At 73.9% G+C, this 24,126-nt stretch carries 23 protein-coding genes; 14 read left to right on the top strand and 9 right to left on the bottom strand.

All coding sequences use genetic code 11. From position 1 onward, the window contains the following. Window positions 1-26: 26 nt before the first annotated feature. The 5 genes from KU893_RS12485 (at window position 27) to KU893_RS12465 (ending at window position 7,032) form a co-directional block, all read left to right on the top strand. A complete protein-coding gene (locus KU893_RS12485; RefSeq protein WP_218234698.1) occupies window positions 27-1,598 on the top strand; it encodes an acyl-CoA carboxylase subunit beta in 1,572 nt (523 codons plus the stop codon). A 131-nt stretch (window positions 1,599-1,729) separates the two neighbouring features. Next, entirely contained in the window at window positions 1,730-3,559 is a 1,830-nt protein-coding gene (locus KU893_RS12480) for an acetyl/propionyl/methylcrotonyl-CoA carboxylase subunit alpha (RefSeq protein WP_218234697.1), read from the top strand. Next, entirely contained in the window at window positions 3,559-4,500 is a 942-nt protein-coding gene (locus tag KU893_RS12475; RefSeq protein ID WP_218234696.1) for a hydroxymethylglutaryl-CoA lyase, read from the top strand. Before KU893_RS12480 ends, KU893_RS12475 begins: the two co-directional genes overlap by 1 nt. Window positions 4,501-4,627: 127 nt before the next feature. Beyond that, on the top strand, window positions 4,628-5,803 hold the full coding sequence (locus KU893_RS12470; protein ID WP_218234695.1) for a hypothetical protein: 1,176 nt from the start codon (window positions 4,628-4,630) through the stop codon (window positions 5,801-5,803). Further along, window positions 5,800-7,032 (top strand): hypothetical protein, encoded by a 1,233-nt coding sequence (locus KU893_RS12465; protein WP_218234694.1) that lies wholly within the window; start codon window positions 5,800-5,802, stop codon window positions 7,030-7,032. Before KU893_RS12470 ends, KU893_RS12465 begins: the two co-directional genes overlap by 4 nt. 7 nt (window positions 7,033-7,039) lie before the next feature. Here KU893_RS12465 and KU893_RS12460 read toward each other — a convergent pair whose 3' ends face one another. After that, window positions 7,040-7,735 (bottom strand): EcsC family protein, encoded by a 696-nt coding sequence (locus tag KU893_RS12460; protein ID WP_218234693.1) that lies wholly within the window; start codon window positions 7,733-7,735, stop codon window positions 7,040-7,042. A 43-nt stretch (window positions 7,736-7,778) separates the two neighbouring features. Between KU893_RS12460 and aat the strand changes: the two genes are divergently transcribed. The 3 genes from aat (at window position 7,779) to KU893_RS12445 (ending at window position 9,799) form a co-directional block, all read left to right on the top strand. Further along, window positions 7,779-8,552 (top strand): leucyl/phenylalanyl-tRNA--protein transferase, encoded by a 774-nt coding sequence (aat, locus tag KU893_RS12455; RefSeq protein WP_308167220.1) that lies wholly within the window; start codon window positions 7,779-7,781, stop codon window positions 8,550-8,552. Window positions 8,553-8,716: 164 nt separating this feature from the next. Further along, window positions 8,717-9,148, top strand: coding sequence for a hypothetical protein (locus KU893_RS12450; RefSeq protein ID WP_218234691.1), 432 nt, complete (start codon window positions 8,717-8,719; stop codon window positions 9,146-9,148). Window positions 9,149-9,187: 39 nt separating this feature from the next. Continuing rightward, window positions 9,188-9,799 carry a PT domain-containing protein gene (locus tag KU893_RS12445; RefSeq protein ID WP_218234690.1) on the top strand — a complete coding sequence of 204 codons (612 nt, stop codon included), beginning with the start codon at window positions 9,188-9,190 and terminating at the stop codon, window positions 9,797-9,799. Window positions 9,800-9,884: 85 nt separating this feature from the next. Here KU893_RS12445 and KU893_RS12440 read toward each other — a convergent pair whose 3' ends face one another. Beyond that, window positions 9,885-10,223: a rhodanese-like domain-containing protein gene (locus tag KU893_RS12440; RefSeq protein ID WP_218234689.1), complete on the bottom strand. Its 339-nt coding sequence runs from the start codon at window positions 10,221-10,223 to the stop codon at window positions 9,885-9,887. Beyond that, on the bottom strand, window positions 10,220-11,128 hold the full coding sequence (locus KU893_RS12435) for a LysR family transcriptional regulator (RefSeq protein WP_218234688.1): 909 nt from the start codon (window positions 11,126-11,128) through the stop codon (window positions 10,220-10,222). The genes KU893_RS12440 and KU893_RS12435 overlap by 4 nt, the downstream gene beginning before the upstream one ends. 76 nt (window positions 11,129-11,204) lie before the next feature. On the opposite strand from KU893_RS12435, the gene KU893_RS12430 reads away from it, so the two are divergent. Next, window positions 11,205-12,122, top strand: coding sequence for a DMT family transporter (locus KU893_RS12430; RefSeq protein WP_218234687.1), 918 nt, complete (start codon window positions 11,205-11,207; stop codon window positions 12,120-12,122). Here the strand turns inward: KU893_RS12430 and KU893_RS12425 are convergent. The 3 genes from KU893_RS12425 to KU893_RS12415 are packed head-to-tail and all read right to left on the bottom strand — an operon-like array spanning window position 12,106 to window position 15,961. Further along, window positions 12,106-13,386 carry a DUF1501 domain-containing protein gene (locus tag KU893_RS12425; protein WP_218234686.1) on the bottom strand — a complete coding sequence of 427 codons (1,281 nt, stop codon included), beginning with the start codon at window positions 13,384-13,386 and terminating at the stop codon, window positions 12,106-12,108. The two genes, KU893_RS12430 and KU893_RS12425, sit on opposite strands and share 17 nt — an antisense overlap. Before the next feature lie 7 nt (window positions 13,387-13,393). Beyond that, the gene (locus tag KU893_RS12420) at window positions 13,394-15,055 is read right to left on the bottom strand and encodes a DUF1800 domain-containing protein (protein WP_218234685.1); all 1,662 of its coding nucleotides are present in this window, start codon (window positions 15,053-15,055) and stop codon (window positions 13,394-13,396) included. 27 nt (window positions 15,056-15,082) lie between these two features. Continuing rightward, window positions 15,083-15,961 carry an Fpg/Nei family DNA glycosylase gene (locus KU893_RS12415; protein WP_218234684.1) on the bottom strand — a complete coding sequence of 293 codons (879 nt, stop codon included), beginning with the start codon at window positions 15,959-15,961 and terminating at the stop codon, window positions 15,083-15,085. Window positions 15,962-16,118: 157 nt separating this feature from the next. Between KU893_RS12415 and KU893_RS12410 the strand changes: the two genes are divergently transcribed. The 3 genes from KU893_RS12410 (at window position 16,119) to KU893_RS12400 (ending at window position 19,356) form a co-directional block, all read left to right on the top strand. Next, the gene (locus KU893_RS12410; protein WP_218234683.1) at window positions 16,119-17,366 is read left to right on the top strand and encodes a hypothetical protein; all 1,248 of its coding nucleotides are present in this window, start codon (window positions 16,119-16,121) and stop codon (window positions 17,364-17,366) included. 91 nt (window positions 17,367-17,457) lie between these two features. Next, window positions 17,458-18,681, top strand: a complete 1,224-nt coding sequence (locus KU893_RS12405) for an ATP-binding protein (RefSeq protein ID WP_218234682.1) — start codon at window positions 17,458-17,460, stop codon at window positions 18,679-18,681. Between the two features lie 21 nt (window positions 18,682-18,702). After that, complete coding sequence (locus KU893_RS12400) at window positions 18,703-19,356, top strand: SHOCT domain-containing protein (RefSeq protein WP_218234681.1); 654 nt, start codon at window positions 18,703-18,705, stop codon at window positions 19,354-19,356. 30 nt (window positions 19,357-19,386) lie between these two features. On the opposite strand, the gene KU893_RS12395 is transcribed toward KU893_RS12400, so the two are convergent. Beyond that, window positions 19,387-20,379, bottom strand: coding sequence for a putative endonuclease domain-containing protein (locus KU893_RS12395; RefSeq protein ID WP_218234680.1), 993 nt, complete (start codon window positions 20,377-20,379; stop codon window positions 19,387-19,389). Between the two features lie 214 nt (window positions 20,380-20,593). On the opposite strand from KU893_RS12395, the gene KU893_RS12390 reads away from it, so the two are divergent. After that, entirely contained in the window at window positions 20,594-22,231 is a 1,638-nt protein-coding gene (locus tag KU893_RS12390) for an ABC-F family ATP-binding cassette domain-containing protein (RefSeq protein WP_218234679.1), read from the top strand. On the opposite strand, the gene KU893_RS12385 is transcribed toward KU893_RS12390, so the two are convergent. Both KU893_RS12385 and KU893_RS12380 read right to left on the bottom strand, forming a co-directional pair. Beyond that, window positions 22,209-22,979: a putative protein N(5)-glutamine methyltransferase gene (locus tag KU893_RS12385; RefSeq protein ID WP_257441624.1), complete on the bottom strand. Its 771-nt coding sequence runs from the start codon at window positions 22,977-22,979 to the stop codon at window positions 22,209-22,211. The genes KU893_RS12390 and KU893_RS12385 overlap by 23 nt on opposite strands. Before the next feature lie 17 nt (window positions 22,980-22,996). Beyond that, complete coding sequence (locus KU893_RS12380; RefSeq protein ID WP_218234812.1) at window positions 22,997-23,224, bottom strand: PspC domain-containing protein; 228 nt, start codon at window positions 23,222-23,224, stop codon at window positions 22,997-22,999. A gap of 88 nt (window positions 23,225-23,312) precedes the next feature. On the opposite strand from KU893_RS12380, the gene KU893_RS12375 reads away from it, so the two are divergent. Further along, window positions 23,313-24,119: a glycerophosphodiester phosphodiesterase gene (locus KU893_RS12375; RefSeq protein WP_257441625.1), complete on the top strand. Its 807-nt coding sequence runs from the start codon at window positions 23,313-23,315 to the stop codon at window positions 24,117-24,119. Window positions 24,120-24,126: the final 7 nt, after the last annotated feature.

The following is a 24,126-nucleotide window of genomic DNA, read 5'->3' as shown; positions in this document are numbered from 1 at the left end:
AGGTTAATGATCATTAACCTGTTCGCGTGTCCCAGACTTCCGAGCCCACCCTCCGGGACCTGGCTGCCGACCTGCGCGAGCGCCTCGCGCGCGTGCGCCAGGGCGGCAGCGAGGCAGCCCGCACCAAGCACACCGACCGCGGCAAGCTGCTCGCCCGCGACCGGGTCGACCGGCTGCTCGACCCCGGCAGCCCGTTCCTGGAGCTGGCCCCGCTGGCGGCGTACGGGATGTACGGCAAGCCGGGCCCGGCCACCAGCGACGACGCCGACTACGCCGTCCCGGCGGCCGGCGTCGTTGCGGGCATCGGCCGGATCGAGGGTCGCAACTGCATGGTCGTCGCCAACGACGCGACCGTGAAGGGCGGCACCTACTACCCGATGACGGTCAAGAAGCACCTGCGGGCGCAGACCGTCGCCGCCGAGAACGACCTGCCGTGCCTCTACCTCGTCGACTCCGGCGGCGCCTTCTTGCCGATGCAGGACGAGGTGTTCCCCGACAAGGAGCACTTCGGCCGGATCTTCTTCAACCAGGCCAACATGTCCGCGCGCGGGATCCCCCAGCTCGCTGCGGTGATGGGCTCGTGCACCGCCGGCGGCGCCTACGTCCCGGCGATGTCCGACGAGACCGTGATCGTCAAGAACCAGGGCACCATCTTCCTCGGCGGGCCACCGCTGGTGAAGGCCGCGACCGGTGAGGTCGTGAGCGCCGAGGACCTCGGCGGCGGTGACGTGCACGCCCGCAAGTCCGGTGTCGTCGACCACCTCGCCGACGACGACGCCCACGCCCTGCGCATCCTGCGCGGCATCGTCGACACGCTCCCGGCCCCGGTGCCGACGCCCGTCGCCGACGTGGAGGACCCGCTCGAGCCGCCGGAGAGCATCTACGACGTCGTGCCGGTCAGCACCCGCACGCCGTACGACGTCCGCGAGGTGATCCGCCGCCTGGTCGACGGCAGCCGGCTGCAGGAGTTCAAGCAGCTGTACGGCGAGACGCTGGTCTGCGGCTTCGCCCGCATCCACGGCCACCCGGTCGGCATCGTCGCCAACAACGGCATCCTGTTCAGCGAGTCCGCGCTCAAGGGCGCGCACTTCGTCGAGCTGTGCAACCAGCGCGGCATCCCGCTGCTGTTCTTGCAGAACATCTCCGGCTTCATGGTCGGGCGCGAGTACGAGAACCGCGGGATCGCCCGCGACGGCGCCAAGCTGGTCACCGCGGTCGCCTGCTCGGTCGTGCCGAAGCTGACCGTCGTCATCGGCGGCTCGTTCGGCGCCGGCAACTACGGCATGTGCGGGCGGGCCTACGACCCGCGCTTCTTGTGGATGTGGCCGAACTCCCGGATCTCCGTGATGGGCGGCGACCAGGCGGCCAACGTGCTCGCCACCGTCGCCGGCCGCGAGGACGACCCCGATGTGGAGGAGTTCAAGCAGCCGATCAAGGACCAGTACGAGACCCAGGGCTCGCCGTACTACGCCTCCGCGCGGCTCTGGGACGACGGCGTGATCGACCCCGCCGACACCCGCCGGGTGCTCGGCATGGCGCTCGAGGTGGTCTCCGCCGTACCGGTGCCCGCCCCCAACTACGGCATCTTCCGGATGTAGGGGCGCTGCGCGCATGAAGGACATCGAGCGGCTTCGCCGCACTCATCGCTGTTCCGACCAACCAGGCTCGCTTCGCTCGCGGTTGGTCGGGCAAACACTCGCAAGCTCGCGTTTGCAAAGGGGTTGATCCCATGACCATCCAGACCCTCCTCGTCGCCAACCGCGGCGAGATCGCCCGGCGGGTGTTCCGCACCTGCCGCGACCTCGGCATCCGCACGGTCGCCGTCCACACCGACCTCGACGCCGACGCGCTGCACGTCCGCGACGCCGACGTAGCGGTCCGGGTGCCCACCTACCTCGACGGCGACGCGCTCCTCGCCGCGGCCAAGGAGACCGGCGCCGACGCGATCCACCCCGGCTACGGCTTCCTCTCCGAGAACGCCTCCTTCGCCGCCGCCGTCACCGACGCGGGCATCGCCTGGGTCGGGCCGAGCCCGAAGGTGATCGAGCAGATGGGCCGCAAGGACGCCGCCCGCGACCTGGCCGTCGCCGCGGGCGTGCCGGTCGTGCCGTCGTACGCCGTCGACGCGGACCCGGCCACCTTCGCCTACCCGGTGCTGGTCAAGGCCGCCGCCGGCGGTGGCGGCAAGGGCATGCGCGTCGTGCGCGCGGCCGCCGACTTCGACGCCGCCGTCGCGGCCGCGAAGCGCGAGGCCGCCGGCGCCTTCGGCGACGACACGATCCTCGTCGAGAAGTACGTCGAGCGCGGCCGCCACATCGAGGTGCAGGTGCTCGGCGACAGCCACGGCACCGTCGTCCACCTCGGCACCCGCGAGTGCTCGGTGCAGCGCCGCCACCAGAAGGTGCTCGAGGAGGCGCCCGCGCCCGCGCTCGACGACGAACTGCGGGAGCGGCTGCACCAGGCGTCGGTTGCACTCGGACGGTCCGTGGGCTATGAGAACGCCGGCACCATCGAGTACCTCCTCGACGCCAGCACCGGCGACTTCTACTTCCTGGAGATGAACACCCGCCTCCAGGTCGAGCACCCGGTGACCGAGATCCACAGCGGGACCGACCTCGTCGCGCTCCAGATCGCCGTTGCGGCGGGCGACCCGCTGCCGTTCGACCAGTCCGGGATCCGCTTCCGCGACCACGCGATCGAGGTCCGCATCTACGCTGAGGACGCCTTCGGCGGCTTCCTCCCGCAGGCCGGTACGGCGACCGTCGTGTCCTGGCCCGTGACCGCCCGGGTCGACCACGCGCTCGAGTCCGGTCAGGTCGTGAGCACGTCGTACGACCCGATGCTCGGCAAGGTCATCGTCTCCGGGCGCGACCGTGAGGCTGCGCGCCGCGCCCTCGTGGCCGCGCTCGACGACACCGCGATCCTCGGACTCACCACCAACACCGGCTTCCTGCGGGTGCTGGCGGCGGGCGAGGAGTTCGCCGTCCCCGGCGGCATCGACACCGCGTGGCTCGACCGCCACGACGTCCCGGCCCCCGATCCCACGCCGGCGCGGACGATCGCGGCCCGGCTCTGGCTCGACGCCAACACCGCCGCGAGCGGCCCGTTCGCCGCCGACGGCTTCCGCGCGGGTGCCCCCGCCGCCCCCGCCGTCGTCGAGTTCACCGACGGGACCGTGGTGCTGCCCGGATCCCCTCAGATCGTTCGATCGAACGATCTGAGGACCCCGCCGGTCGCTCGGGTGACCCGCCACCACGTCGAGCTCGCCCACCAGGGCCAGCGCTACGTGTTCCACCGCCCCGACGCCAGCGCCGACCACGGCGCGGCGGCGGGGGACGGCACCGTGGTGGCGCCGATGCCGGGCACCGTCCTCGACGTGCGGGTCGCGGTCGGTGACACGGTCGCCGAGGGCGACGTGCTCGGTGTCGTGGAGGCGATGAAGATGGAGCTCGCGCTCAAGGCGCCGTACGCCGGCACCGTCACCGCGGTCGGTGCGAGCACCGGCCAGCAGGTGGCGCTCGGGGCGGAGCTGTTCGTGGTCGAGACCGAGGAGGCGTGATGTCCGCCCTGCCGATGGTGGTGCCCGAGCCGGGACTGCCGAGCAAGGTCACGATCTACGAGGTCGGGCCGCGCGACGGCCTGCAGAACGAGAAGTCCGTCGTGCCCACCGACGTCAAGGCGGCCTTCGTGAAGCGGCTGCTCGACGCCGGGCTGCCGGTCGTGGAGGCCACCAGCTTCGTGCACCCGGACTGGGTGCCCCAGCTGGCCGACGCGGCCGACCTGATGACCGGCCTGACCGCCGACCTCGGCGACGCTGCCCGCCAGCTGCCGGTGCTCGTCCCCAACCGGCGCGGCCTGGACCGGGCCGTCGAGCTCGGCCTGCGCCACGTCGCGGTCTTCGCCTCGGCCACCGAGACCTTCGCCGGCAAGAACCTGAACCGGACCCTCGCGTCCCAGTTCGAGATGTTCGAGCCGACCATCGAGGCCGCCCTGGCGGCCGGCATGGACGTCCGCGGCTATGTGTCGATGTGCTTCGGCGACCCCTGGGAGGGCGCGGTCCCGGTCGAGCAGGTCGTGGCCGTCGGCAAGCGGCTGCTCGACCTGGGCGTCGGCCAGCTCAGCCTGGGCGACACGATCGGCGTGGCCACCGCCGGCCACGTACGGGCGCTGGTCGCCGGGTTCGCCGAGGCCGGGATGGGCTGCGAGCGGCTCGCGCTGCACTTCCACGACACCTACGGCCAGGCGCTCACCAACGTCCACGCGGGGCTCCAGGCCGGCGTCACGACGTACGACGCCTCCGCCGGTGGCCTCGGCGGCTGTCCGTACGCCAAGAGCGCCACCGGGAACCTCGCCACCGAGGACCTGGTCTGGTTCCTCACCGGTCTCGGCATCGAGCACGGCGTCGACCTCGACGCGGTCGTCGGTGCCAGCGTGTGGATGGCGCAGCAGCTCGGCCGGCCCAGTCCCTCGGCCGTGGTCCGGGCCCTCAGCGGCGCGTGATCGGCTCCGCACCCCATGCGTTCCGGTCGTGAATTCACCGGATCGACGACCAGAACGCATGGGGTGCGGTCGCCCGGTCCGATGCCCTGGCGGGCGCCGGTTCCTGACCTCCCTCTAACGTGGGGCCATGAGTGGTCGAGGACGCGCCTGGGGGTGGGTGGCCGCGTTGCGGGCCGGGGCGACGACACCGTGGCTCGACTGGCCGGCCGACGGCTCGGGTGAGGGCGCCGCGCTCGCCGCGGAGCTGCCCGGGGCGCAGCAGCTCGCGCTGCTGCGCCGGCTCAACGCCCATGCCGCCGCGAGCGGCCGCACCGTCCCGGCGGCCACCGCCGAGCGGGTGTTGGCGGCCGGTGTCTCCGGGCGCGGCCGCAGCGAGCTGGCCCTCGTCGGCGTCGCCGAGGCCGGGGAGTCGGGTCAGTTCGGCCCGCGTCCCGTCGATCCTGACGCCCTGGCCGACGACGAGCTGCTGCGGGTCGCCAGCGCGCTGATCGCCGACGACATCGCGGCCGTGGCCGCCGTGCCTCGGCCGGCGCCGGGGATCGTCGACCGGGTCCGTGCCGTGCGCCGGCCGTGGGTGCGTTCGTTCGTGGTCGTCGGGATGCCCTGGCGCGCCGACGCCGTCCGCGCCGACCTCACCGCGCAGGGCCATCGTCCGGGCGGGCGCCGGCCGACGGCGTACCTCCTCGCCGACGACCTCGAGACCGTGCTCGTCCAGGCCTGGACGGCCCGCAGCTTCGACCAGGGCGGCGCGTCCTGGCGCGGGTTCGTGCGCGCCAACGCCGGTGCCGGGCACCTGCCGCCCCGCGCCGACCTCGCGCGGATGGCGCGCTCGGCCGCCTACAAGTACGGCGCCGAGCGGGTCCGCGTCGTCCTCGACGACCGGCTGATGGCCGAGGAGCTCGGCGTGCACCGCCTGGGCGGTCCGCCGCGCCTGGGTGTCCACGCCGTCGACCTGGTCCGCCGGGTCGGCGAGCCGCTCGGCCTGCTCGTTCCCTCCGCGGACCGCCCCCAGCTGCTCCGCGACACCCTCGGCACCCGCCTCGACGGCCTCGGCGGGCCGGCCCCGACCTTGCCGCCGCGGTGGGACGCCTGGTTGAGCACGCAGGCCGAACGCACCCGCCACGACCTCGCCGCCGCTCGCTACCCTGTGCTCGGCGACCTCGACCGGTTGCTGCCGCGCCCCCTCGGGGAGCAGGCAGGCTCCGTGGCTCCGGTCGACGCCGAGGTGCTGGCCCTCGCGCTGGGGTTGCTCCTCGACCCCGTCACCGTGCCCGCGAGGGTCAAGGCCAAGGAGAGATCGTGAGTCGGCGAGTCCTGCTCCACGTCGGCACGCCCAAGACCGGGACGTCGTACCTCCAAGACGTCCTCTACAAGAACCGCAACCGGCTGCTGAAGGACGGCATCCTCTACCCGGCCGACCGGTTCGACGCCCACTTCCTCGCCGCGCTCGACCTGATGCGGCTGCGCTGGGGCGGGCTCGAGGCGGAGGCCGTCGGCGCGTGGGAGAAGCTCGCCGCCGAGGTCCGTGCCCACGACGGCACCGCGATCATCAGCCACGAGATCTTCGCCTCCGCCTCGCGCAGCCAGGTCGCCCGGGCGCTGGCCGCGCTCGGCCACCAGCCGGGTGGCGACACCAGCAACGGCGGCACCGAGATCCACCTGGTCCTCTCCGTGCGCGACCTGGTCCGCCAGATCCCCGCGGAGTGGCAGGAGAACGTCAAGCACCGCGCCCGCTTCGGGTACGGCCGCTTCCTCGAGCTGATCCAGGACCCGGAGCGCGCCCACCGTGTGGGGGCGTGGTTCTGGGGTGTCCAGGAGATCCCCGACATCTTGGACCGGTGGGGCGCCGACATCCCGCCCGAGCGGATCCACCTGGTCACCGTCCCGCCCTCCGGAGGATCGCCCGACCTGCTCTGGGACCGGTTCAGCACCACCTTCGGGCTCGACGGCCTCGACCTCAAGCTCACCACCCGCCGCGCCAACCCGAGCCTCGGCGTCCCCGAGTCCGCGCTGATCCGGCGGATCAACCGGGTCGCCGCGCGGGACCTGCCGCCCCAGCACTACCGGCCGCTGGTCCGCGAGCTGCTCGCTCACCGCACCCTCTCCAAGCGCACCAAGTCGGCCCGCCTGGGCCTGCCGCCGGACCAGTATCCGTGGGTGCACGAGCTCACCGAGAGCTGGATCGCCGAGCTGTCCCGGCGTGGGTACCACGTCGTCGGCGACCTCGAGGACCTGCGCGGTGCTCCCGCTCCCAGCGGCAAGTGGGTCGACCCCGACCACCCGCCGGAGCGCCAGGTCGCCGCGGCCGCGGTCGAGGCGATCAAGGCCCTCCTGCTCGACAACGCCGAGGCGCACGCCGAGAACGACCGGCTGCGCCGCAAGCTCGAGGATGCGCGCCGCGAGCTGGTCCGCGCCCGGACGCCGCGCCTGATGCGGTCGATGGAATGGACCGTGCAGAAGCTGGAGGGCAGCGGCAAGGGCCGCCAGGCGCTCGACGTCTACCGCAAGGCACGCAAGCGCGCGCCCCGTTGAGCCGAGCTCAGGGCCGGCGCGCGGGCAGGAACTCCCGAGCCGCGTAGCGCCCCACCCGGAACGTGCTCCATCCGTCGGCCACCGCGCCGACGGCACCGCCGACGAGCGGCACCTTCTTGCCGACGGTGGTCACGACCCGCTTGCCGAGCACCCGGCTGACCAGCTCGCCGGCCAGCACCGTCGACACGGTCCGGTCCAGGCCGGGGTCGTGCTGGGGGGCGGTCGCGATCGCCATCGGGGGCGCCGGCAGCTGGCGCCGCTTGACCATCGTCGTGACCGTGTCCTCGCCGAGCACGCAGACCAGGATCGCGTTGCGCACCCGCGGGTCGTCGAGGTCGTGGCCGCGCAGGTGCACGATGCCCGCCACCAGCCGGCACTGGATCAGCGCCAGTCCGGTGATGCTCGCCGGCGCCACGATCGCCGCCGTGACCAGGCCGCCCAGGTTGGTCGTGAGGCCCTCGACCGTGGCGTAGGCGACGTGGTTCTCGATCAGCTCCCGCACGGCCTTGTCGACGTCGCCGTGCTGCTCGTGCAGCTGCGCCATCGCCGCCTCGGCCGCCGGCGGCAGTGGTCCGACGCCCACCAGCGCCCGGTGCAGGGCCTCGCGCACGAACGACTGGGTCAGGCCCGGCGCGAGCTGGGTGACCTTCGGCGCGAGCTGCTGCGCGGTGCGCAGCGCCAGGCCCTTCTTGAGCGAAGCCATGCCTGCGAGCCTAGACGGGGGGACCAGCGCCTACGCTCGGCTCGTGCCTGTCGAGCCCGAGCCCAGCCCGTGGGTCTTCCCGAGCCGCGCGGAGCTCGCCGCGCTGCCGGTCCTCGACGACCCCGATGACCTCGACGACCCCGACGACCCCGGATTCGCCGAGGACCAGGACGGCGAGCCGGACGACGGCACCCACGACGGCAGCGACCTGGTCGCGGTCGGCGCCGACCTCGCGCCGGGCACCCTGCTGGCGGCGTACCGGCACGGCCTGTTCCCGATGCCCGAGGGCCGCTCGATCGGCTGGTGGAGCCCGGCCTACCGCGGGATCCTCCAGCTCGACGAGCTGCGCGTGTCCCGTTCGCTGCGCCGCTCGGCGCGCGACTTCGAGGTCCGTGTCGACACGGCCTTCGACGCCGTGGTCGCCGCGTGCGCCGACCCGCGGCGCCCGCACGGCTGGATCGACGCCCGGATCGCCCGTGCGTACGGCGACCTGCACCGCCTCGGCTGGGCGCACTCCGTGGAGACCTGGCGAGACGGCCGCCTCGTCGGGGGCCTGTACGGCGTCGCGATCGGCGGCCTGTTCGCCGGTGAGTCGATGTTCCACCACGTCACCGACGCGTCGAAGGTCGCGCTGGTGGGGCTCGTCGAGGGGCTCCGGTCCGACCCGGACGGCGCCGCGGGCAACCGGTTGGTCGACGTCCAGTGGGCCACCCGCCACCTGGCGAGCCTCGGGGTGCGCGAGGTGCCGCGGGCGTCGTACCTCGCCGCCCTGGAGGGCCTGCTCGCGGTCCCGACGGCCGCCTTCTGGGAGCGCTGAGCCTGCCGGCGCGGCGCGCCGGTCATCGGCGCGCAACCTGACGTTCGCCGAACCTGTGAATAGTCTGAGCCCGGTGGGGCAGGGTGGCCGCGTGGTCGCCCGCTCGGCCGCGCCCTGACCTGGGGCGCGCCGACGAGCCCCAACCCTTGAGGAAAGGAAACGACATGACCCCGTTCAAGCGCCCGCTGGCCGGTGCCGGCGTTGCCGTGCTGCTGGGCCTCTCCCTGACTGCCTGCGGCGGCTACCCGACCGACGCGTCGAAGAAGGACTTCTGCGGCGGTGTCGAGGACGTGATCACCTCCACGAGCTCCGTCTCCGGCGAGGAGCCGACCGAGGCCGAGTGGAAGAAGCTGCAGAAGGCCTACGGCGACCTCGGCGACATCGGCACGCCGAAGGACATCAGCGACGCGGAGCGCAACGGCTTCGAGGTCATCGTCGACACGATCACCGACCTCGACTACGACGAGGCCAAGAAGTCCTTCGGCGACAACGACGGTGAGGACAGCATCCCGGGCGTCTCCAAGAACGACGAGAAGGACGCCGAGAAGTTCTTCACGTACAGCTCGAAGACCTGCGCCGACCAGCTCGGCGGCTGACCCACCCCCACCTGTAGCTGCACCGAAAGGAACCCCTGAATGCTGCACCTGAAGCGCCCGCTGGCCTCCGCCGGCGCCGCCGTCCTGCTCGCCCTGTCCCTCACCGCCTGCGGCGGCGGCGCGCCGAGCGACGCCTCGACCAAGGACTTCTGCAAGATCGCCAACGACACCGGCGACGAGGAGTTCTTCAAGGCCCTGCAGGAGGAGGACTACGACAAGCTCGCCGACCTCTTCCACGAGCAGGCGAAGGAGGCCGAGAAGGTCGGCACGCCGAAGGGCATCCCGGACGACGCGCGCGAGGGCTTCGAGATCCAGATCGACGCCCTCAAGGACATCGACGGCGCCACCGTCAAGAAGGGCTTCGAGACCAAGGACGCGGACAAGTTCGAGGACGAGCTGCTCTCGAAGGACGAGCAGAAGAAGGTTGAGGCCTTCTCCAAGTACCAGGAGAAGAAGTGCGCCGGTGCGGCGGTCCCCGAGTCCGACGACCTGCCGACGGACCTGCCGACGGACCTGCCGACGGACCTGCCGACCGACCTGCCGACCGACCTGCCGACGGATTTCCCGACGTCGCCGGAGGACATCGAGAGCCTGCTCTCCGACCTGCCGAGCGACCTGTCGAGCCTGCTCTCCGACGTGCCCACGCAGTGACGCGACGCTGAGCCCAGCACGACGACGGCCCCGCTGCCCGGGATTCCGGGCAGCGGGGCCGTCGTGTCGTCGGGGGAGGGCCGGGTCACACGACGTACGCCGGCTGGTCGCCGTCGGCGGTCATCGGCCGGCCCGCGCGCTCCCAGCCGAGCATGCCGTCGACGAGGTTGACCACGTCGTAGCCCTGCTGGGCGAGGTAGGCCACGGCCCGCGCCGAGCGCCCGCCGCCCTTGCAGACCACGAGCGTCTGCGGCGCCTCGAGCTCCACGAACTCACCCAGCCGCGCGGGCAGCTCCATCAGCGGGATGTGCACCGCCCCGTCGATGTGGCCGGCGGTCCACTCGTCGACCTCGCGGACGTCGAGCACCACCAGGCCCTCGGGCAGCGGGTCCGGGACGGCGTCGATCTCGACCTGGGGGATCATGGCTCCACTCTAGGCGTGGCGGTGTGGAGGGCTGCCGCCACCGCCTCGACCGCGGGCGTGCGCGCCTGCCGGGTCAGCAAGAACACCTCCCGGCCGAGCGGTCCCTCGGCGAGTGGGCGCACGGCGACGCCGGCGTCGCGTCCGTCGAGGGCGAGCTCGGGGAGCAGCGCGCCCGCGCCGGCGGTGCGCACCATCTCCAGCAGGATCAGGAAGTCGTCGGAGCTGTAGCGCAGGTCGGGCTCGAAGCGGCCGTACTCGCGGCACACCCGCAGATGCATCGCGCGTTGGCCGGTGCCGGGCTGGCAGGCCGCCCAGGCCAGGCCGGCGAGCCGGGTGATCGGGACCCGGGCCGAGCCGGCCTCGGGATGGTCGGCAGGGAGCACGAGGTGCAGCCGCTCGCGCAGCAGCCGCTCGCGGCGCAGGTCGGCGTGGACCAGGCGCGGCTGGTCGTCGTACTCGTCGCCGAGGACGAGGTCGTACTGGTGCAGCCGCAGGCCGGGCGCGGCCTGCTCGACCTCGCGTTCGGCGACCTCGACCCGGACGTCGGGGTGGCTGGTCGCGAGCGCGCGGACGGCGGGGGCGACGATCCGCAGCAGCGCGGACTGGAAGGCCGCCACCCGCACCACGCCCGCCACCCGTCCGGCGGCGAGGGTCGCGAGATCGGCCTCGGCCGCCTCGACGCCCTCGAGCAGGCCGATCGCGTGGGTGACCAGCACCTGGCCGGCCGCGGTCAGCCGGACGTTGCGGCCGGTCCGCTCGAGCAGCGGGGTGCCGGCCTCCCGCTCGAGGACGGCGAGCTGCTGGGACACCGCGCTGGGGGAGTAGCCGAGTGCGGCGGCGGCGGCGTGCACGGTGCCGCGCCCGTGGACCTCGCGCAGCAGGCGGAGGCGGTGCAGGTCCAGCATTCGTTCAGATTATCTGAACAAACGGGACCACGAAGCCGAGATGGACGTGAACGGTCGCCCGAGTCACCCTGGAGTCGTGGGTGCCCTGTCCTGCTTGCTGTCCGCCGCCGGCTTCGGCCTGATGGCCGTCTTCGCCAAGTCGGCCTACGACGAGGGCGTCTCGGTCCCGGCGTTGCTCCTGGTGCGCTTCGGCCTGGCAGCCGCCGTGCTGCTGGCGATCGCCGCGAGCCGGGGCGCGCTGCGCGGGCTCACCGTGCGGGCCGTCCTCGTCGGGCTGGCGATGGGCGTCTTCGGGTACGCCGTGCAGGCGAGCCTCTACTTCTCCGCCCTGCAGCACCTCGACGCCTCGCTGGTCGCCCTGGTCTTCTACGTCTACCCCGTCACCGTCATGCTCGCCGCGGTCGCGGTCGGCCGCGAGCGGGCCTCCGCCCGCCGGGTCGTCGCGCTGCTGGTCGCCCTCGGCGGCATCGGCCTGGTCCTCGCCGGTGCGGCGTCCGGGCAGTTCGACGCCCTCGGCGTGGTGCTCGCGCTCGGCGCGGCCGCGACCTACACGGGCTACATCGTGATCGGCGAGCGCGTCACGGCCGGCATCGCGCCGCTCGCCCTCGCCGCCCTCGTCTGCACCGGCGCCACCGGCGCGCTGCTCACCGTCGACTCCGTGCGCGGCCTGCCCGACCTGGGCTTCAGCGCCGCCGGCTGGGGCTGGCTGGTCGCGCTGGTCCTGATCAGCACCGTCGGCTCGGTGCTCCTCTTCTTCGCCGGGCTGGCGAAGGTCGGCCCGTCCACCGCCGCGATCCTTTCGATCCTCGAGCCGGTCGTGACCGTGCTCAGCGTGGCCGTGCTCTTCGGTGAGGTGCTGACCGGGACGCAGTGGCTCGGTGGGCTGCTCGTGCTCGGCGCCGTGGTCCTGGTGCAGGTCCCGGCCGGGCTGCTGGCCCGGGTCGGCCTCCTCGCGCCGGCGCGCCGAGAGACGCCGGTCAGGGTGCCCGCATGACCCCGACGCTCTCCGGCGCGAAGCCGGGGAACACCTGTGCCGACGACGCCCCCAGCCGGCTCACCACCACCTCGGACAGCACGCTGCGGTAGTCGGTCGTCACCCGCAGGTCGGCGTCGACGGTGTCGACCAGGCCCGGCCAGGTGCCGTGGTAGCCGCCCTTCACCCCGGCGCCGAGCAGCAGCATCACGTTGCCGTGGCCGTGGTCCAGGCCCCAGCTCGCGTTCTCCCGGGTACGGCGGCCGAACTCCGACAGCGTCACGACGGTGACCTTCCCGGCGAGTGGCCCGAGGTCGGTGAGGAAGGCGGCCAGCGCCGCGGCGAGCTCCTTCGTCATCCGCTGCAGGTGTCCCCACTCGAGGGTGCCCAGGTTGACGTGGTGGTCCCAGCTCCCCGAGTCGATGGTGATCACCTCGGCGCCGACGTCGCCGCGGATGGTGCGGGCGGCCGCCGCCAGGCTCTCGCCGAGGTCGCCCTGCGGGTAGACCGCCCCGTTGGCCGGCGTCGCGCTCGACGTACGCACGGGCGCGAAGTCGGTGACCGCCTGCATCGCCGCGCGTGCGCCGGCCCCCAGCGGACCGGGGACGTCGGTCCACATCGTCGTCATCGACCGGGGCCGCCGGCCGGCGGGGTCCCAGCGGTCGGCACCGGAGAGCACCATCGCCTCGACCGAGTCGACGGCGACGGCGGGCTGCGGCCCGAGGAGGGCCGCCGGCAGCACGGACTCGCCGAGCTGGATCGCCTGGAGCGGACTGGTGGTCGTGTCGCGACCGATCAGCCGGTTCAACCAGCCGACCCGCTCCGAGGAGCCCGGGTCGGCGTCCTCGACGGCCTCGATCGCCGCGAAGTGCGAGCGGTTCGGCGCCGGGAGCCCGGTCGCGTGGACGGCGGCCATGGCGCCGGCGTCCCACCACGGCAGCAGCGGCGCCAGGTCGGGGTGCAGTCCGAAGAACCCGTCCTTGGCGAGCAGCCGGCTCGCGGGGATCGCGATCCGCGGGCGGGCCGCGTAGTAGACCGGGTCCGCGTGCGGGACGACCAGGCTCATCCCGTCGACCGCGCCGCGCATCGACAGCACGACGAGCACCGCGGGAGCCGTCGGCGTGGCGGCGTACGAGGTGGACATGAAGGCTCCGCCGATGGTGGTCGTGGTCGTCAGGGCCGCAGCGGTGCCGACCAGGCCGCGGAGCAGGCCGCGCCGGGAGAGGGTGGCGAACTCCTCGCACGAGCACGGGGACGTGCCGGGGGACGGGCTGGAGGAGGTCATCGGCACCTCACCGGGTCAGGTGGAGGGGGGAGTCGAGCAGGACGGTGAGCAGGCGCGGCATCTCCCAGGCGACAACCGGGTGGTCGTGGGTGATCACGTCGGTGGGAGCGCAGCCGACCGCCTCGCCGGCCGCCTGCAGCATGGTCGCCTCGACCGGGCGGCCGAGCATGGTGCGACACAGGTGGTCGACCAGCGCGTCGAAGCGGATGCTCGTCACCGGCACCTCGGGCGGTGTCGGCGGCGGTGTCGGCGGCGGTGTGACCGGCGGTGTCGGCGGGGCGGGCGGCAGGGGCGTCGGCACGGGCGCCGGATGCCGCTTCTTCTTCTTCTTCTTTTTCTTGTGCTTCTTGTCCTTCTTCGGGCGCCCGGCGACGAGCTCCTCGGCCGCCGAGGGTGCAGGGGGAGGGGCGGCGGCAGCGGCCGGGGCGGCGGGCGTCGTCGGCAGCCACGCGAGCGGGTCGCGGTAGCGGACGCCCTCGCTGGGCCACCAGCCGCCGCTCATCGTGTAGTGGACGTCGAGGGAGGCCAGGAAGCGGGAGGTCGAGGACCAGGCGAGCGCAGTGTCCGGCCGGCCGTCGGGGCGCGGCCAGTCGAACGGCATCGCGCCGATCCCCTGGGCCTGCCAGAGCAGCGCGTTCGCCGCGCACTCGTCGTCGTGCCCGGCCGGCGCGGCGGTGAGCTCGGCGCCCAGCGCCCGGTAGGTCGCGATCACGTCCTCCGCCGGGGTGCGGACCTTGGTGTCGGTCGCGGCCCGGTACTCCGCGGAGGCGACCAGCGCCCGCAGCACCGCCCGTAGGTCGGTGTCGTGGGCGAGGTAGACCGCGGCGAGGTCGTCGACCAGGACCTCCGACGGGGTGTCGGAGACGAACCGGACCGCGAGCCGGTGGGCGACCCGCCGGGCCGTCGCGGGGTGCGTCGCGAGGTAGCGGAGGTACGCCGACAGGGCCGGTCGTCCGTCGGGGTCGCTGTTGGGGTGGCTGAACCCCATCACCTGGACCGGCCCGGTCCAGTGCGCCGCCGGGTCGTAGGAGGTGGCCCAGGTCGTCCAGACCCCCACCCGGAAGCCGGTCAGCAGGCGCGCGGAGTCCTTGACGTCGGCCTCGTCGTACTGCCCGATCCCGACGGTGTGCAGCTCGAGCAGCTCGCGACCGAGGTTCTCGTTGGGGGCGGACTTGTGGGAGTTCGCGTTGCCCAGGTAGACGCTCATCGCGGGGTGGGTGGTCGCCGCCTCGAGCAGGTCGGCGAACCTCCCCAGCGCGTGCCGACGGATGGTCTTGCCGTACGACGCCCGGAACGGCCCCACCTCGCCGAGCGCGGGCACGTGCAGGTGGTGCTCCCACAGCTCGGCCATCGCTTCCAGCACCTGCCGCTGCGAGCCGAGGCGGCGGACCATCGCCCACCTCTGGTAGCTCGCGTCGGCCCACCACAGCGACTCCACGCCCGAACGGTCGCGTTGCCACACGGTCGCGTCGTCGGCGTTGATCGAGACCCACCACTGTGCGGTCCGGTCGAACCACGCGTCGTCGTACGAGCCGTCGAGCTGGCCCTCGAACCACGCGTCGAAGCCGCCGGCCGCCTCGACCTGGGCGCGCAGGGCGGGCGTGTAGCCGGCGGTGAACCGGCGGATCCCGTGCCAGGTCGCCGCGTCCGGGACCGGTGTCGCGCCCATGGGAGCCCCGATCGGCCGGCGCGGGGGTTACTTGAGCAGCTTGCTCATCCGGCGGTCGGCCAGGGGCTTGCCGCCGGTCTGGCAGGTGGGGCAGTACTGCAGGCTGGAGTCGGCGAAGGACACCTCGCGGACGATGTCGCCGCACACCGGGCAGGGCCGGCCGGTCTGCCCGTGCACCGCGAGGTGGGACTTCTTCTCGGCCTTGAGCTCGCTCGCGGCCAGCCCGCGGGAGCGCTCGACCGCGTCGCCGAGGGTGTCGCGGACGGCGGCGTACAGCGTCGCCAGCTCGGTCTCGTCGAGGCTGTCGGCGGGTTTGAACGGCGACATCCGGGCCGCGTGGAGGATCTCGTCGGAGTAGGCGTTGCCGATCCCGGCGATGGTCCCCTGGTGGCGCAGCACGCCCTTGAGCTGCTTGCGGCCGGCATCGGCCAGGATGCCGGCGAGCCGCTCCGGCGTGAAGTCGTCGCTCAGCGGGTCGGGGCCGAGGCTGGCGACGCCGGGGACGTCGAGCGGGTCGCGCACCAGGTAGAGCGCCAGCGACTTCTTGGTGCCGGCCTCGGTGACGTCGAGGCCCGGCGTGACGCCGTCCTGCTCGTCGAGCACGATCCGCACCGCGAGCGTCGACTTGGTGCTCGGCCGCGGCGGCGCTGCCGGGACCTCGTCCTTCCAGCGCACCCACCCGGCGCGGGCCAGGTGGAGCACCAGGTGCAGGCCGCTGGCCTCGATGTCGAGGAACTTGCCGTGGCGTCGTACGTCGTCGACGAGGGTGCCCTCGATCGCCGACAGCGGCGGGTCGTAGGTCTTGAGGGCGCTGAACGCCGCGACGTGGACACGGGTGATGGCGCGCCCCGCCAGCCGGCCCCGCAGGTCGAGGGCCAGGGCTTCCACCTCGGGCAGCTCGGGCACGCGCCCAGCCTAGGACGTGGGGCCGACGGAACCAGGGGAGCCGGGACTTCGTCCTGATTCCGTTTCGTCGCCATGACCCCGCCGCCGTGGCCGCGTTGGTCGTGCATCGGCGCCGCTCGGGAGCCCCCCGAAGCCCCGTTCCGGAAGGGCCCCTCCCATGCACAGCAGGCACCTCACCCTCGGTTCGCTCGCCCTCGTGGCGGTCATCGGCATCGGATCCGGCCTCCTCCCGGCCGCGGCCGCCGCGCCCGGGGACCCGGGGCTACCGGGCGACCCGCGCGGTTGCGGCCAGCCCGAGATCCCCGCCCAGTGGGGTTCGATCGAGCACCCGGCCGTGACGCGGCTCGTCCCGGCCCTCACCCGCTCGGAATGGCGCTGGCAGCGGAGCACCACCGTCCTCGAGCGGGAGTACGTCCGCGAAAGCGCCGCGGCCGTCGTCCTCGTGCACTGGACCCGCACGAGCGACCAGGTCGAGCGTGAGTACGCCTGGACCGTCGTCGACCGGCCCGCCGAGCCCGGCTCGCCCGAGCAGGGCCACACCGAGACCCGGGTCGTGACGCCCGCGGTCACCGTTGTCGAGATGGAGTACGTCCAGCAGCAGAACGGCACCACCCGGTGGGAGCGCGAGGGCTGGAACGCCGGCGACAAGGGCAAGGGCTGGACGCCGACCGGCCTCACCCGCACGGTCGAGGTGAAGCCCGCCGTCACCGAGGAGGTCTGGGTCGTCGACCGGGCCGCCGTCCCGGCCGAGCCCGAGCAGTCCTACGTCGAGACCGCCTGGGTCGCCGACGGTACGACGCCGCCCGCCGCCTCGGCCCCGACCAGCCGCAGCCGGGTCGCCTCGTCGAGCACCGAGGAGCAGGACCTGCCGGTCGGCCAGCGGCCCGCCGGCACCGGTTGGGTGGAGGGCGCGACCTTCGAGATCTCCGCCGCGGAGGAGGAGCGGATCTGGCTGCCCGAGGGCGCCGCGCCCGCCGCCGGCTTCACCGCGACCGGAGCGACCCGGTCGGGGACGCCGGTCGTCGAGACCACCGCCGCCACCTCCGCCCTGCCGCCCGCCGGCGAGGGGTGGACCGCGCTTGCCGGCTCCGCCATCCAGGTGGTGGTCGAGGCCGCGCACGAGGTCGTCGTCAAGCCCGCCTGGGTCGAGGACTTCATCGTGGTCCCCGCCCAGCCCGTCACGCCCGCCTGCTCCGAGCCCGGCAACGGCCCCGTGCTGCCGATCGACGAGGGCGTGGACCCGCCGGTCGTCGTCCCGATGCTGCCGGAGGGTCCCGTCCCGTCCGGCGTGCTCGGGACGACGGAGGTGAACCCGATAGTGGAGCAGGTCGTCGTCACGGACGGTGCCGTCGCGCCCGCCACGGCCGGTGGGCCGAGCAGCGCGTTGCCGTCGACCGGCGCCTGAGCCTGCGCCCGCCGGGAGCGGTCGCAGACCGACGATGCGACACGCTAGGCGAATCTAGGAACGCCGCTAGAGACCTCGATAGCGTCGGATCATGGACCCGATCCGCAACCCGTACGCCCCCGGCGCCGGGCAGCGCCCGCCCGAGCTCGCCGGTCGCGACGAGCAGCTGACGGCCTTCGACGTCGTCCTCGAGCGGGTCGCGCGGGGGCGCCCGGAGCGCTCGCTGGTGCTGACCGGGCTGCGCGGGGTCGGCAAGACGGTCCTGCTCAACGCGCTGCGCTCGGCCGCGGTCCGCAAGGGCTGGGGGACGGGCAAGCTGGAGGCCCGCCCCGACCAGTCGCTGCGCCGGCCGCTGTCCTCGGCGCTGCACCAGGCGGTCCGCGAGCTCGGACCGGTCGCGGGGGGACCCGCCTCCGCCGACAGCGTCACCCACGTGCTCGGCGTGATCCGCTCCTTCGCCCAGCGCGAGGCCGGCACCGACGCCAAGCTGCGCGACAAGTGGTCGCCCGGCATCGACGCCCCCGCCGTCCGCGGCCGCGCCGACTCCGGCGACGTCGAGATCGACCTGGTCGAGCTGCTCACCGACGTCGGTGGGCTCGCCGCCGACGCCGGCAAGGGCGTGGCGGTGTTCATCGACGAGATGCAGGACCTCGGCGCCGCCGACGTCTCCGCCCTCTGCGCCGCCTGCCACGAGCTGAGCCAGAACGGCCTGCCGGTGATCGTCGTGGGCGCCGGGCTGCCGCACCTGCCGGCCGTGCTGTCGGCCAGCAAGTCCTACTCCGAGCGCCTCTTCTCCTACCAGCGCATCGACCGCCTCTCCCGCGACGCCGCCGACCGCGCCCTCGTCGCACCGGCCGCCGAGGAGGACGCCGAGTTCACCCCCGAGGCCCTCGCCGCGATGTACGACGCCACGCGCGGCTACCCGTACTTCATCCAGGCCTACGGTCGCTCGGTGTGGGACCTCGCCCCCCGCACTCCGATCACCGCCGCCGACGTCGCCGTCGCCGGACCCGAGGCCGAGACCGAGCTGGCCGTCGGCTTCTTCGGCTCCCGCTACGAGCGCGCCACCCCCGCGGAGCGCGACTACCTGCGGGCGATGGCCGACGCCGCGGTCGCCGACGCCGAGGACGGCGTCGAGGACCCGGTCGGCTCGGTCGCCACCGCCGACGTCGCCGCCGTGCTCGGCAAGAAGCCCCAGTCGCTCTCGCCCGCCCGCGACTCGCTTCTGAAGAAGGGGCTGATCTACTCCGGCGAGCGGGGCCGGATCGCGTTCACGGTGCCGCACTTCGGGCGCTATCTGCGCACCCAGGCCTGAAACCGGACCTACGCTGTCGCCATGACCGTCGCTCCTCGGGACGTGCCGCGGCCGCCGTCCCTGCTCCGCAGCATGCTGCCGCCGGTGCTCTTCTTGCTGGTCTGCGGCATCGTCGGCCCGATCTTCTGGGTCATGGGCCTCGCCACGGGCGACGAGCCCGGCGCCGGCTGGCTGCTCCCGACCGGCATCGCGATCACGGTCCTCGACCTGGTCATCGGCGTCCTCATCGGTCGCGGCCGCTACCGCTCCGCGCAGAAGCTCCACCGGCTGCGCAGCAACGGCCGTCCCGCCCGCGCCCAGGTGCTCTCCTTCGACCCCACCAACGTCCGGATCAACGACCAGCCCCTCCTCAAGCTGCGTCTGCGCATCCACGGCGCCGACCTCGCGCCGTTCGAGGTCGAGAGCCGCACCGTCGTCTCCGACTTCCGGATGCCGCTCCTCTACGCCGGTGACCTCCCCGTCCTCGTCGACCCGGAGTCGCAGGAGTGGGAGTTCGACTGGGACGCCGCCGACCCGATCACGCCGGTCGTGCCGAGCGCCGCGGTCCTCCCGCCCGCGGCCGCCGCGAAGACCCCCGCCGAACGGCTCGCCGAGCTCGACGACCTGCTCGCGAAGGACCTCGTCACCCGCGACGAGTACGACGCCACGCGGGCCCGGATCCTCGACGGGATCTGAGCCGCCGACCGCCAGCGGCGGCGGCTGGTGTCACCTGGTGGCACCAGAGGCCGCCGATGTGTCCGGCAGGGAGGTGCATCGGGGGCAGACGGTGGGCTCGCCCTGCCAGCCCCGGGCCTGCAGCAGCCGGCCGAGCTTCGCCGCGGTCGAGCACGGGCGCCCGAGGACCTGCCCGTAGCCGAGGCGCACCGTGTCGACCAGCTCCAGCGCCGCGTCGAGGTCCCGCTCGAGATCGCGGTCGCGAGCCGAGGCCGAGTCGTGGAACAGGCGTCCGTCGAGCTCGACGTACTGGCGCCACGGCGGCCGCTTGCCGCCGTACACGACGTCTCTGAACAGCGAGCGACCCCGGTCGTCGCGGGCAGCGACCTGACGGAGTCCGCGGGGCAGGCCGTGCGCGCGCTCGACCTCGGTCAGGTAGGCATGCTCGAGCACCGAGCAGGTGCCGTCGGCGATGTCGCGCAGGACCGACGCCAGCCAGGCGCGTCGGGCGAGCCGTGGGGTGACGGCGAGCCGGTCCGCGAGTCGAGCGGCCGTGGTTCGGCGCGAGCCGCACGCCTCGGCGAGCACCCCGATGGCGCGAAGGTCGTCCGGGGCGCGGACCGCGAGCTGGAGGACGGCGTCGTCGTACCGGAGCCGGGGTGGGTTGAGGTGCAGCTGCGCGCACTCGGCGAACCTCCGGGAGGTGCGGACACGGACGCCGGGCATGGCGCTGGGTTTGCGTCCGTGCGCGACGACGACCTCGATCACGTCGTCGTCGTGCCCGCGCCGCTCCGGTCCCTCGTGGGCACGCAGGGCGGAACGCCCGTCGAGGGCCGCGGGCGCGTGGGCGAGGACGCCCGCCCACGCACGCTGGCGCCACGTCAGGGGGCCGGTGTGGTTGACGTAGACGCCGGGGTGCACGACGACCCAGGTGCGGTTCCTCAACCTCTTTCGCATCGTGCTCGCGGTCTCGCCGGCGCACAGCGCCTGCTGCCGCGTGATGACACCGTCCTGGAGGGCGAGGAGCTCGTCGACCTGATCCATGCTGGCCCCGTCCCCTGACCAGGTCGGTGCGACACCCGGGCGCTGACGGCCTGTGGAGGAGCGCCGCTCAATTCGGTCGCGCCCGCGCCCACCCGGCCCGTAGGCTCGACCCATCATGCTGATCCTCGCCTGACCCGACTCGCGCCCGCGGCCGTTGCTGAGTCCCACCGACCAGCGCCCGGCGAGTCCGCCCTCGTCACCGAACGGATCAGCCATGTCAGCGCCCGCCTCCGCCTCCCTCGCCCCGCTCGTCGTCCGCGACCTCACGGTCGCCTTCGGCCGCCGTACCGTCCTCGACGGGATCGACCTGCTCGCCCAGCCGGGCCGCCGGATCGGCCTGATCGGCGAGAACGGCGCGGGCAAGTCGACCCTGCTGCGTGCGGTCACCGGCGACCTGCCCGCGTCCGCGCACGTCACCGGGAGCATCGAGCGTCCCGCCGACCTGGCGTTCCTCACCCAGGAGCCGCCGTTCCGTGACGGTGACACGGTGGCCGACGTGCTCGCGACGGCGCTGCGCCCGCTGCGCGACGCCGTCGCCGCGGTCGAGCGGCTGGCCGACCGGCTCGACGACCCGGAGGTCGCCGACGAGTACGCCGCCGCGCTCGATCTGGCGCTCGCCCACGACGCCTGGGACGCCGACCGTCGCGCGCTCCTGGCCGCCGAGCAGCTCGGCCTCGACCATCTCGCCCCGCAGCGCCGGGTCGGCAGCCTCTCCGGCGGCCAGCGCACCCGGCTCGCGCTCGCGACGCTGATGACCCGACGCCCCCAGTGCCTGCTGCTCGACGAGCCGACCAACCACCTCGACGACGAGGCGGTCGCGCTCCTGGTGGCCTTCCTGCGCGACCTGCCGGGCGTCGTGGTGCTGACCAGCCACGACCGCGTGCTGCTCGACGAGGTCTGCACCGACCTGGTCGACCTCGACCCGGTGGGGAGGGGGACCGACGGCCGCGGCGGCCGGCGCTACGGCGGCGGCTGGACGGCGTACGCCGAGGCGAGGGCCGCCGCCCGGCGCCGGTGGGAGGAGACCTTCGCCGCCCAGCAGGAGGAGCTCGAGCGGCTGCGGGAGGCGGCGCGGATCGACAAGTCCGCGATCGCGCCGGGCCGCGGGCCGCGTGACAACGACAAGTTCATCCACGCCTTCAAGGGAGCCAACGTCGAGCGCGCGCTGGCCCGGCGCAAGCGCGACGCCGAGCGGCGGCTGGAGGAGGCCGAGCGCGCCCAGGTCCGCAAGCCTCCCGCCCCGCTGCGCCTCGCCACCGGCCTGACCGCCGGTTCCGCGGGCAGTGGCCGGGTGCTCACGGTCCGCGGCCTCACCGTCGCCGGCCGCCTCGAGCTGCCCGTCCTCGACCTCGACGCCGGCGGCCACCTGCTGGTCACCGGGGCCAACGGCACCGGCAAGTCCACCCTGCTCGGCGTCCTCTCCGGCCGGGTCGCGCCGACCAGCGGGGTCGTCCAGGTCGGCGCCCAGCGCGTCGCCGAGCTCACCCAGGACCCGCTCCTCCCGGACCTCGCGGCCACCGCGCAGGCGACCTACGACGCCGCGGTCGGCCCCGAGCTCGCCGTACGCCGGCCGCTGCGCAGCCTCGGCCTGCTGCACCCGCGCGAGCACGCCAAGCCGGTCGTGCTGCTCTCCGTGGGGCAACGACGACGGCTCGCGCTGGCGGTCGCCGTCGCCACCGAACCGGACCTGCTGCTGCTCGACGAGCCCACCAACCATCTCTCGCTCTCGCTCGTCACCGAGCTGGAGGAGGCGATCGGGGCCAGCCCCGGCGCGGTGGTCGTGGCCTCGCACGACCGGTGGCTGCGGCGGCGGTGGGCGGGCGAGGAGCTCAGCCTGGGAGCCGGCCGCTGACGGCGGTCGCCTCGCGCTCGTCGTCGTGGTGCGCGGCCGCCAGCAGACCGGCCGCCGCGAACACGTCGGCCGCGACGGCAGCCTGGTCGAGGGACACCTCCGAGAACAGCGCCCCGCCGGGACGGAGCCAGGCGGGGGCGAGGGTGGCGACCCGGCGGAGCAGGTCGAGACCGTCGGTGCCGCCGTCGACGGTGCCGCGGGGCTCGTGGTCCCGGGACTCGGGCGGCATCAGCGCCACGGCGGCGCTCGGGACGTAGGGCACGTTCGCGACGATCACCGCCGCGGTGCCCCGCAGCGACGCCGGCAGTGCGTCGGTGAGGTCGCCGGCGAGGGCCGTCCCGCCGACCGGAGCGAGGTTGCGGGCCGCGCAGGCCACGGCCACCGGGTCGATGTCGGCGGCGTGGACGACCACGCCGGGGACCCGCCGGGCGAGGGCGAGTCCCAGGGCGCCGCTCCCGCAGCACAGGTCGAGGACCGTGTCCCCGGCCCTCAGCAGGGGCGCCGCCAGCTCCACCAGGTACGCCGTGCGCTGGCGCGGGACGAAGACGCCGGGGTCCACCGTGACCCGGCCGCCGTCGAAGTCGACCCAGCCGAGGACCTGCTCGAGGGGGTCCCCGGCGACCCGGCGGACGACCAGCTCCTCGAGGTGGGCCGACGAGGTCGCCGCCGCCTCGAGCAGGGCGGCCTCCTCCTCGGCGAACACGCAGCCGGCAGCGCGCAGGCGCGCGACGAGGTCGGGGGAGGACACCGGCTCAGGGTAGGTGCTCAGCCGCGGGGCATCAGCCACCAGCCGGCGAGGTACAGCAGGATCGCGGCGCCACCGGTGAAGACGGTCGCGGCGACCATCAGCAGCCGGACGACGGTGACGTCGACGCCGAGGTGCGCGGCGACACCGGAGCAGACGCCGGCGATCATCTTGTCCTGCTGGCGGCGGGTCAGCCGCCGGGGCGCGGAGGGGGAGTGCGGGGCGGAGTAGCTGTCGTAGTTGCTCATGCCTCAACGGTGCCGCGGCGGGCGCCGCGACACATCGGGGAACGACCCCGGTCCGACCCCGAGCCCGACCCTGAGCCACAATCGTCCCGTGCCCACCGTCCGTCCCCAGGTGGTCGCCCATCGCGGCGCCAGTCACGAGCTCGCCGAGCACACCTTGGGTGCCTACCTCGAGGCCCTCGACATCGGCGCCGGCGGCCTCGAGTGCGACGTCCGGCTCACCGCCGACGGGCACCTCGTGTGCGTGCACGACCGCGACCTGCGTCGTACCGCCGCCAACAAGGGCATCGTGTCGACGATGGAGCTCTCCGACCTCTCCGAGCTCGACTTCGCGGCGTGGAAGAACCCGTGGTCCGACCTCGACGACGAGGCGCCCGACGAGGACGAGAACCTGCGCGGCGTCCTCACCCTGCGCAAGCTGCTCGAGACCGTCGCCGACTACGACCGCCGGGTCGAGGTCGCGATCGAGACCAAGCACCCGACGCGGTACGGCGGCCTCGTCGAGAAGCGCCTCGTCGACATGCTGCGCGACTTCGGCTGGGACCGGGCAGGAGCCCCGGTGCGGGTGATGAGCTTCTCGTTCACCGCGCTGCAGCGGGTCGAGCGGCTCGCGCCCGAGGTCCAGCTGGTCCAGCTGCTCGACAAGCCGGCCTCCTGGCCGATGCTGCGCCGCGTCATCGGCCGCGACTGGATCGTCGGTCCGGGCATCAAGATGCTGCGCGACCACCCGCGGGTCGCCGAGTCGATCACCCGCTCCGGGCGCGACATCCACGTGTGGACGGTCAACAAGGAGAAGGACCTCGACCGCTGCCTCGCCCTCGGCGTGAAGGCCGTGATCAGCGACCGGCCGGCGCTCATGCTCGACCTGCTGGAGCAGCGGTTCGGCCCCGCCGAGTAGGTTTCCG

The sequence above is a fragment of the Nocardioides daeguensis genome, assembly GCF_019192965.1.
GTDB lineage: Bacteria > Actinomycetota > Actinomycetes > Propionibacteriales > Nocardioidaceae > Nocardioides > Nocardioides daeguensis.
This window is presented reverse-complemented; position numbering and strand designations above follow the sequence as displayed.

Coding starts and splice junctions, on each gene's coding strand:
- KU893_RS12405 (WP_218234682.1), top strand. CDS start 17,458: ATGGACCCGATCCGCAACCCGTACGCCCCCGGCGCCGGGCAGCGCCCG.
- KU893_RS12475 (WP_218234696.1), top strand. CDS start 3,559: ATGTCCGCCCTGCCGATGGTGGTGCCCGAGCCGGGACTGCCGAGCAAG.
- KU893_RS12410 (WP_218234683.1), top strand. CDS start 16,119: ATGCACAGCAGGCACCTCACCCTCGGTTCGCTCGCCCTCGTGGCGGTC.
- KU893_RS12425 (WP_218234686.1), bottom strand. CDS start 13,386: ATGACCTCCTCCAGCCCGTCCCCCGGCACGTCCCCGTGCTCGTGCGAG.
- KU893_RS12470 (WP_218234695.1), top strand. CDS start 4,628: ATGAGTGGTCGAGGACGCGCCTGGGGGTGGGTGGCCGCGTTGCGGGCC.
- KU893_RS12460 (WP_218234693.1), bottom strand. CDS start 7,735: ATGGCTTCGCTCAAGAAGGGCCTGGCGCTGCGCACCGCGCAGCAGCTC.
- KU893_RS12400 (WP_218234681.1), top strand. CDS start 18,703: ATGACCGTCGCTCCTCGGGACGTGCCGCGGCCGCCGTCCCTGCTCCGC.
- KU893_RS12480 (WP_218234697.1), top strand. CDS start 1,730: ATGACCATCCAGACCCTCCTCGTCGCCAACCGCGGCGAGATCGCCCGG.
- KU893_RS12445 (WP_218234690.1), top strand. CDS start 9,188: ATGCTGCACCTGAAGCGCCCGCTGGCCTCCGCCGGCGCCGCCGTCCTG.
- KU893_RS12435 (WP_218234688.1), bottom strand. CDS start 11,128: ATGCTGGACCTGCACCGCCTCCGCCTGCTGCGCGAGGTCCACGGGCGC.
- KU893_RS12380 (WP_218234812.1), bottom strand. CDS start 23,224: ATGAGCAACTACGACAGCTACTCCGCCCCGCACTCCCCCTCCGCGCCC.
- KU893_RS12390 (WP_218234679.1), top strand. CDS start 20,594: ATGTCAGCGCCCGCCTCCGCCTCCCTCGCCCCGCTCGTCGTCCGCGAC.
- KU893_RS12450 (WP_218234691.1), top strand. CDS start 8,717: ATGACCCCGTTCAAGCGCCCGCTGGCCGGTGCCGGCGTTGCCGTGCTG.
- KU893_RS12395 (WP_218234680.1), bottom strand. CDS start 20,379: ATGGATCAGGTCGACGAGCTCCTCGCCCTCCAGGACGGTGTCATCACG.
- KU893_RS12420 (WP_218234685.1), bottom strand. CDS start 15,055: ATGGGCGCGACACCGGTCCCGGACGCGGCGACCTGGCACGGGATCCGC.
- KU893_RS12440 (WP_218234689.1), bottom strand. CDS start 10,223: ATGATCCCCCAGGTCGAGATCGACGCCGTCCCGGACCCGCTGCCCGAG.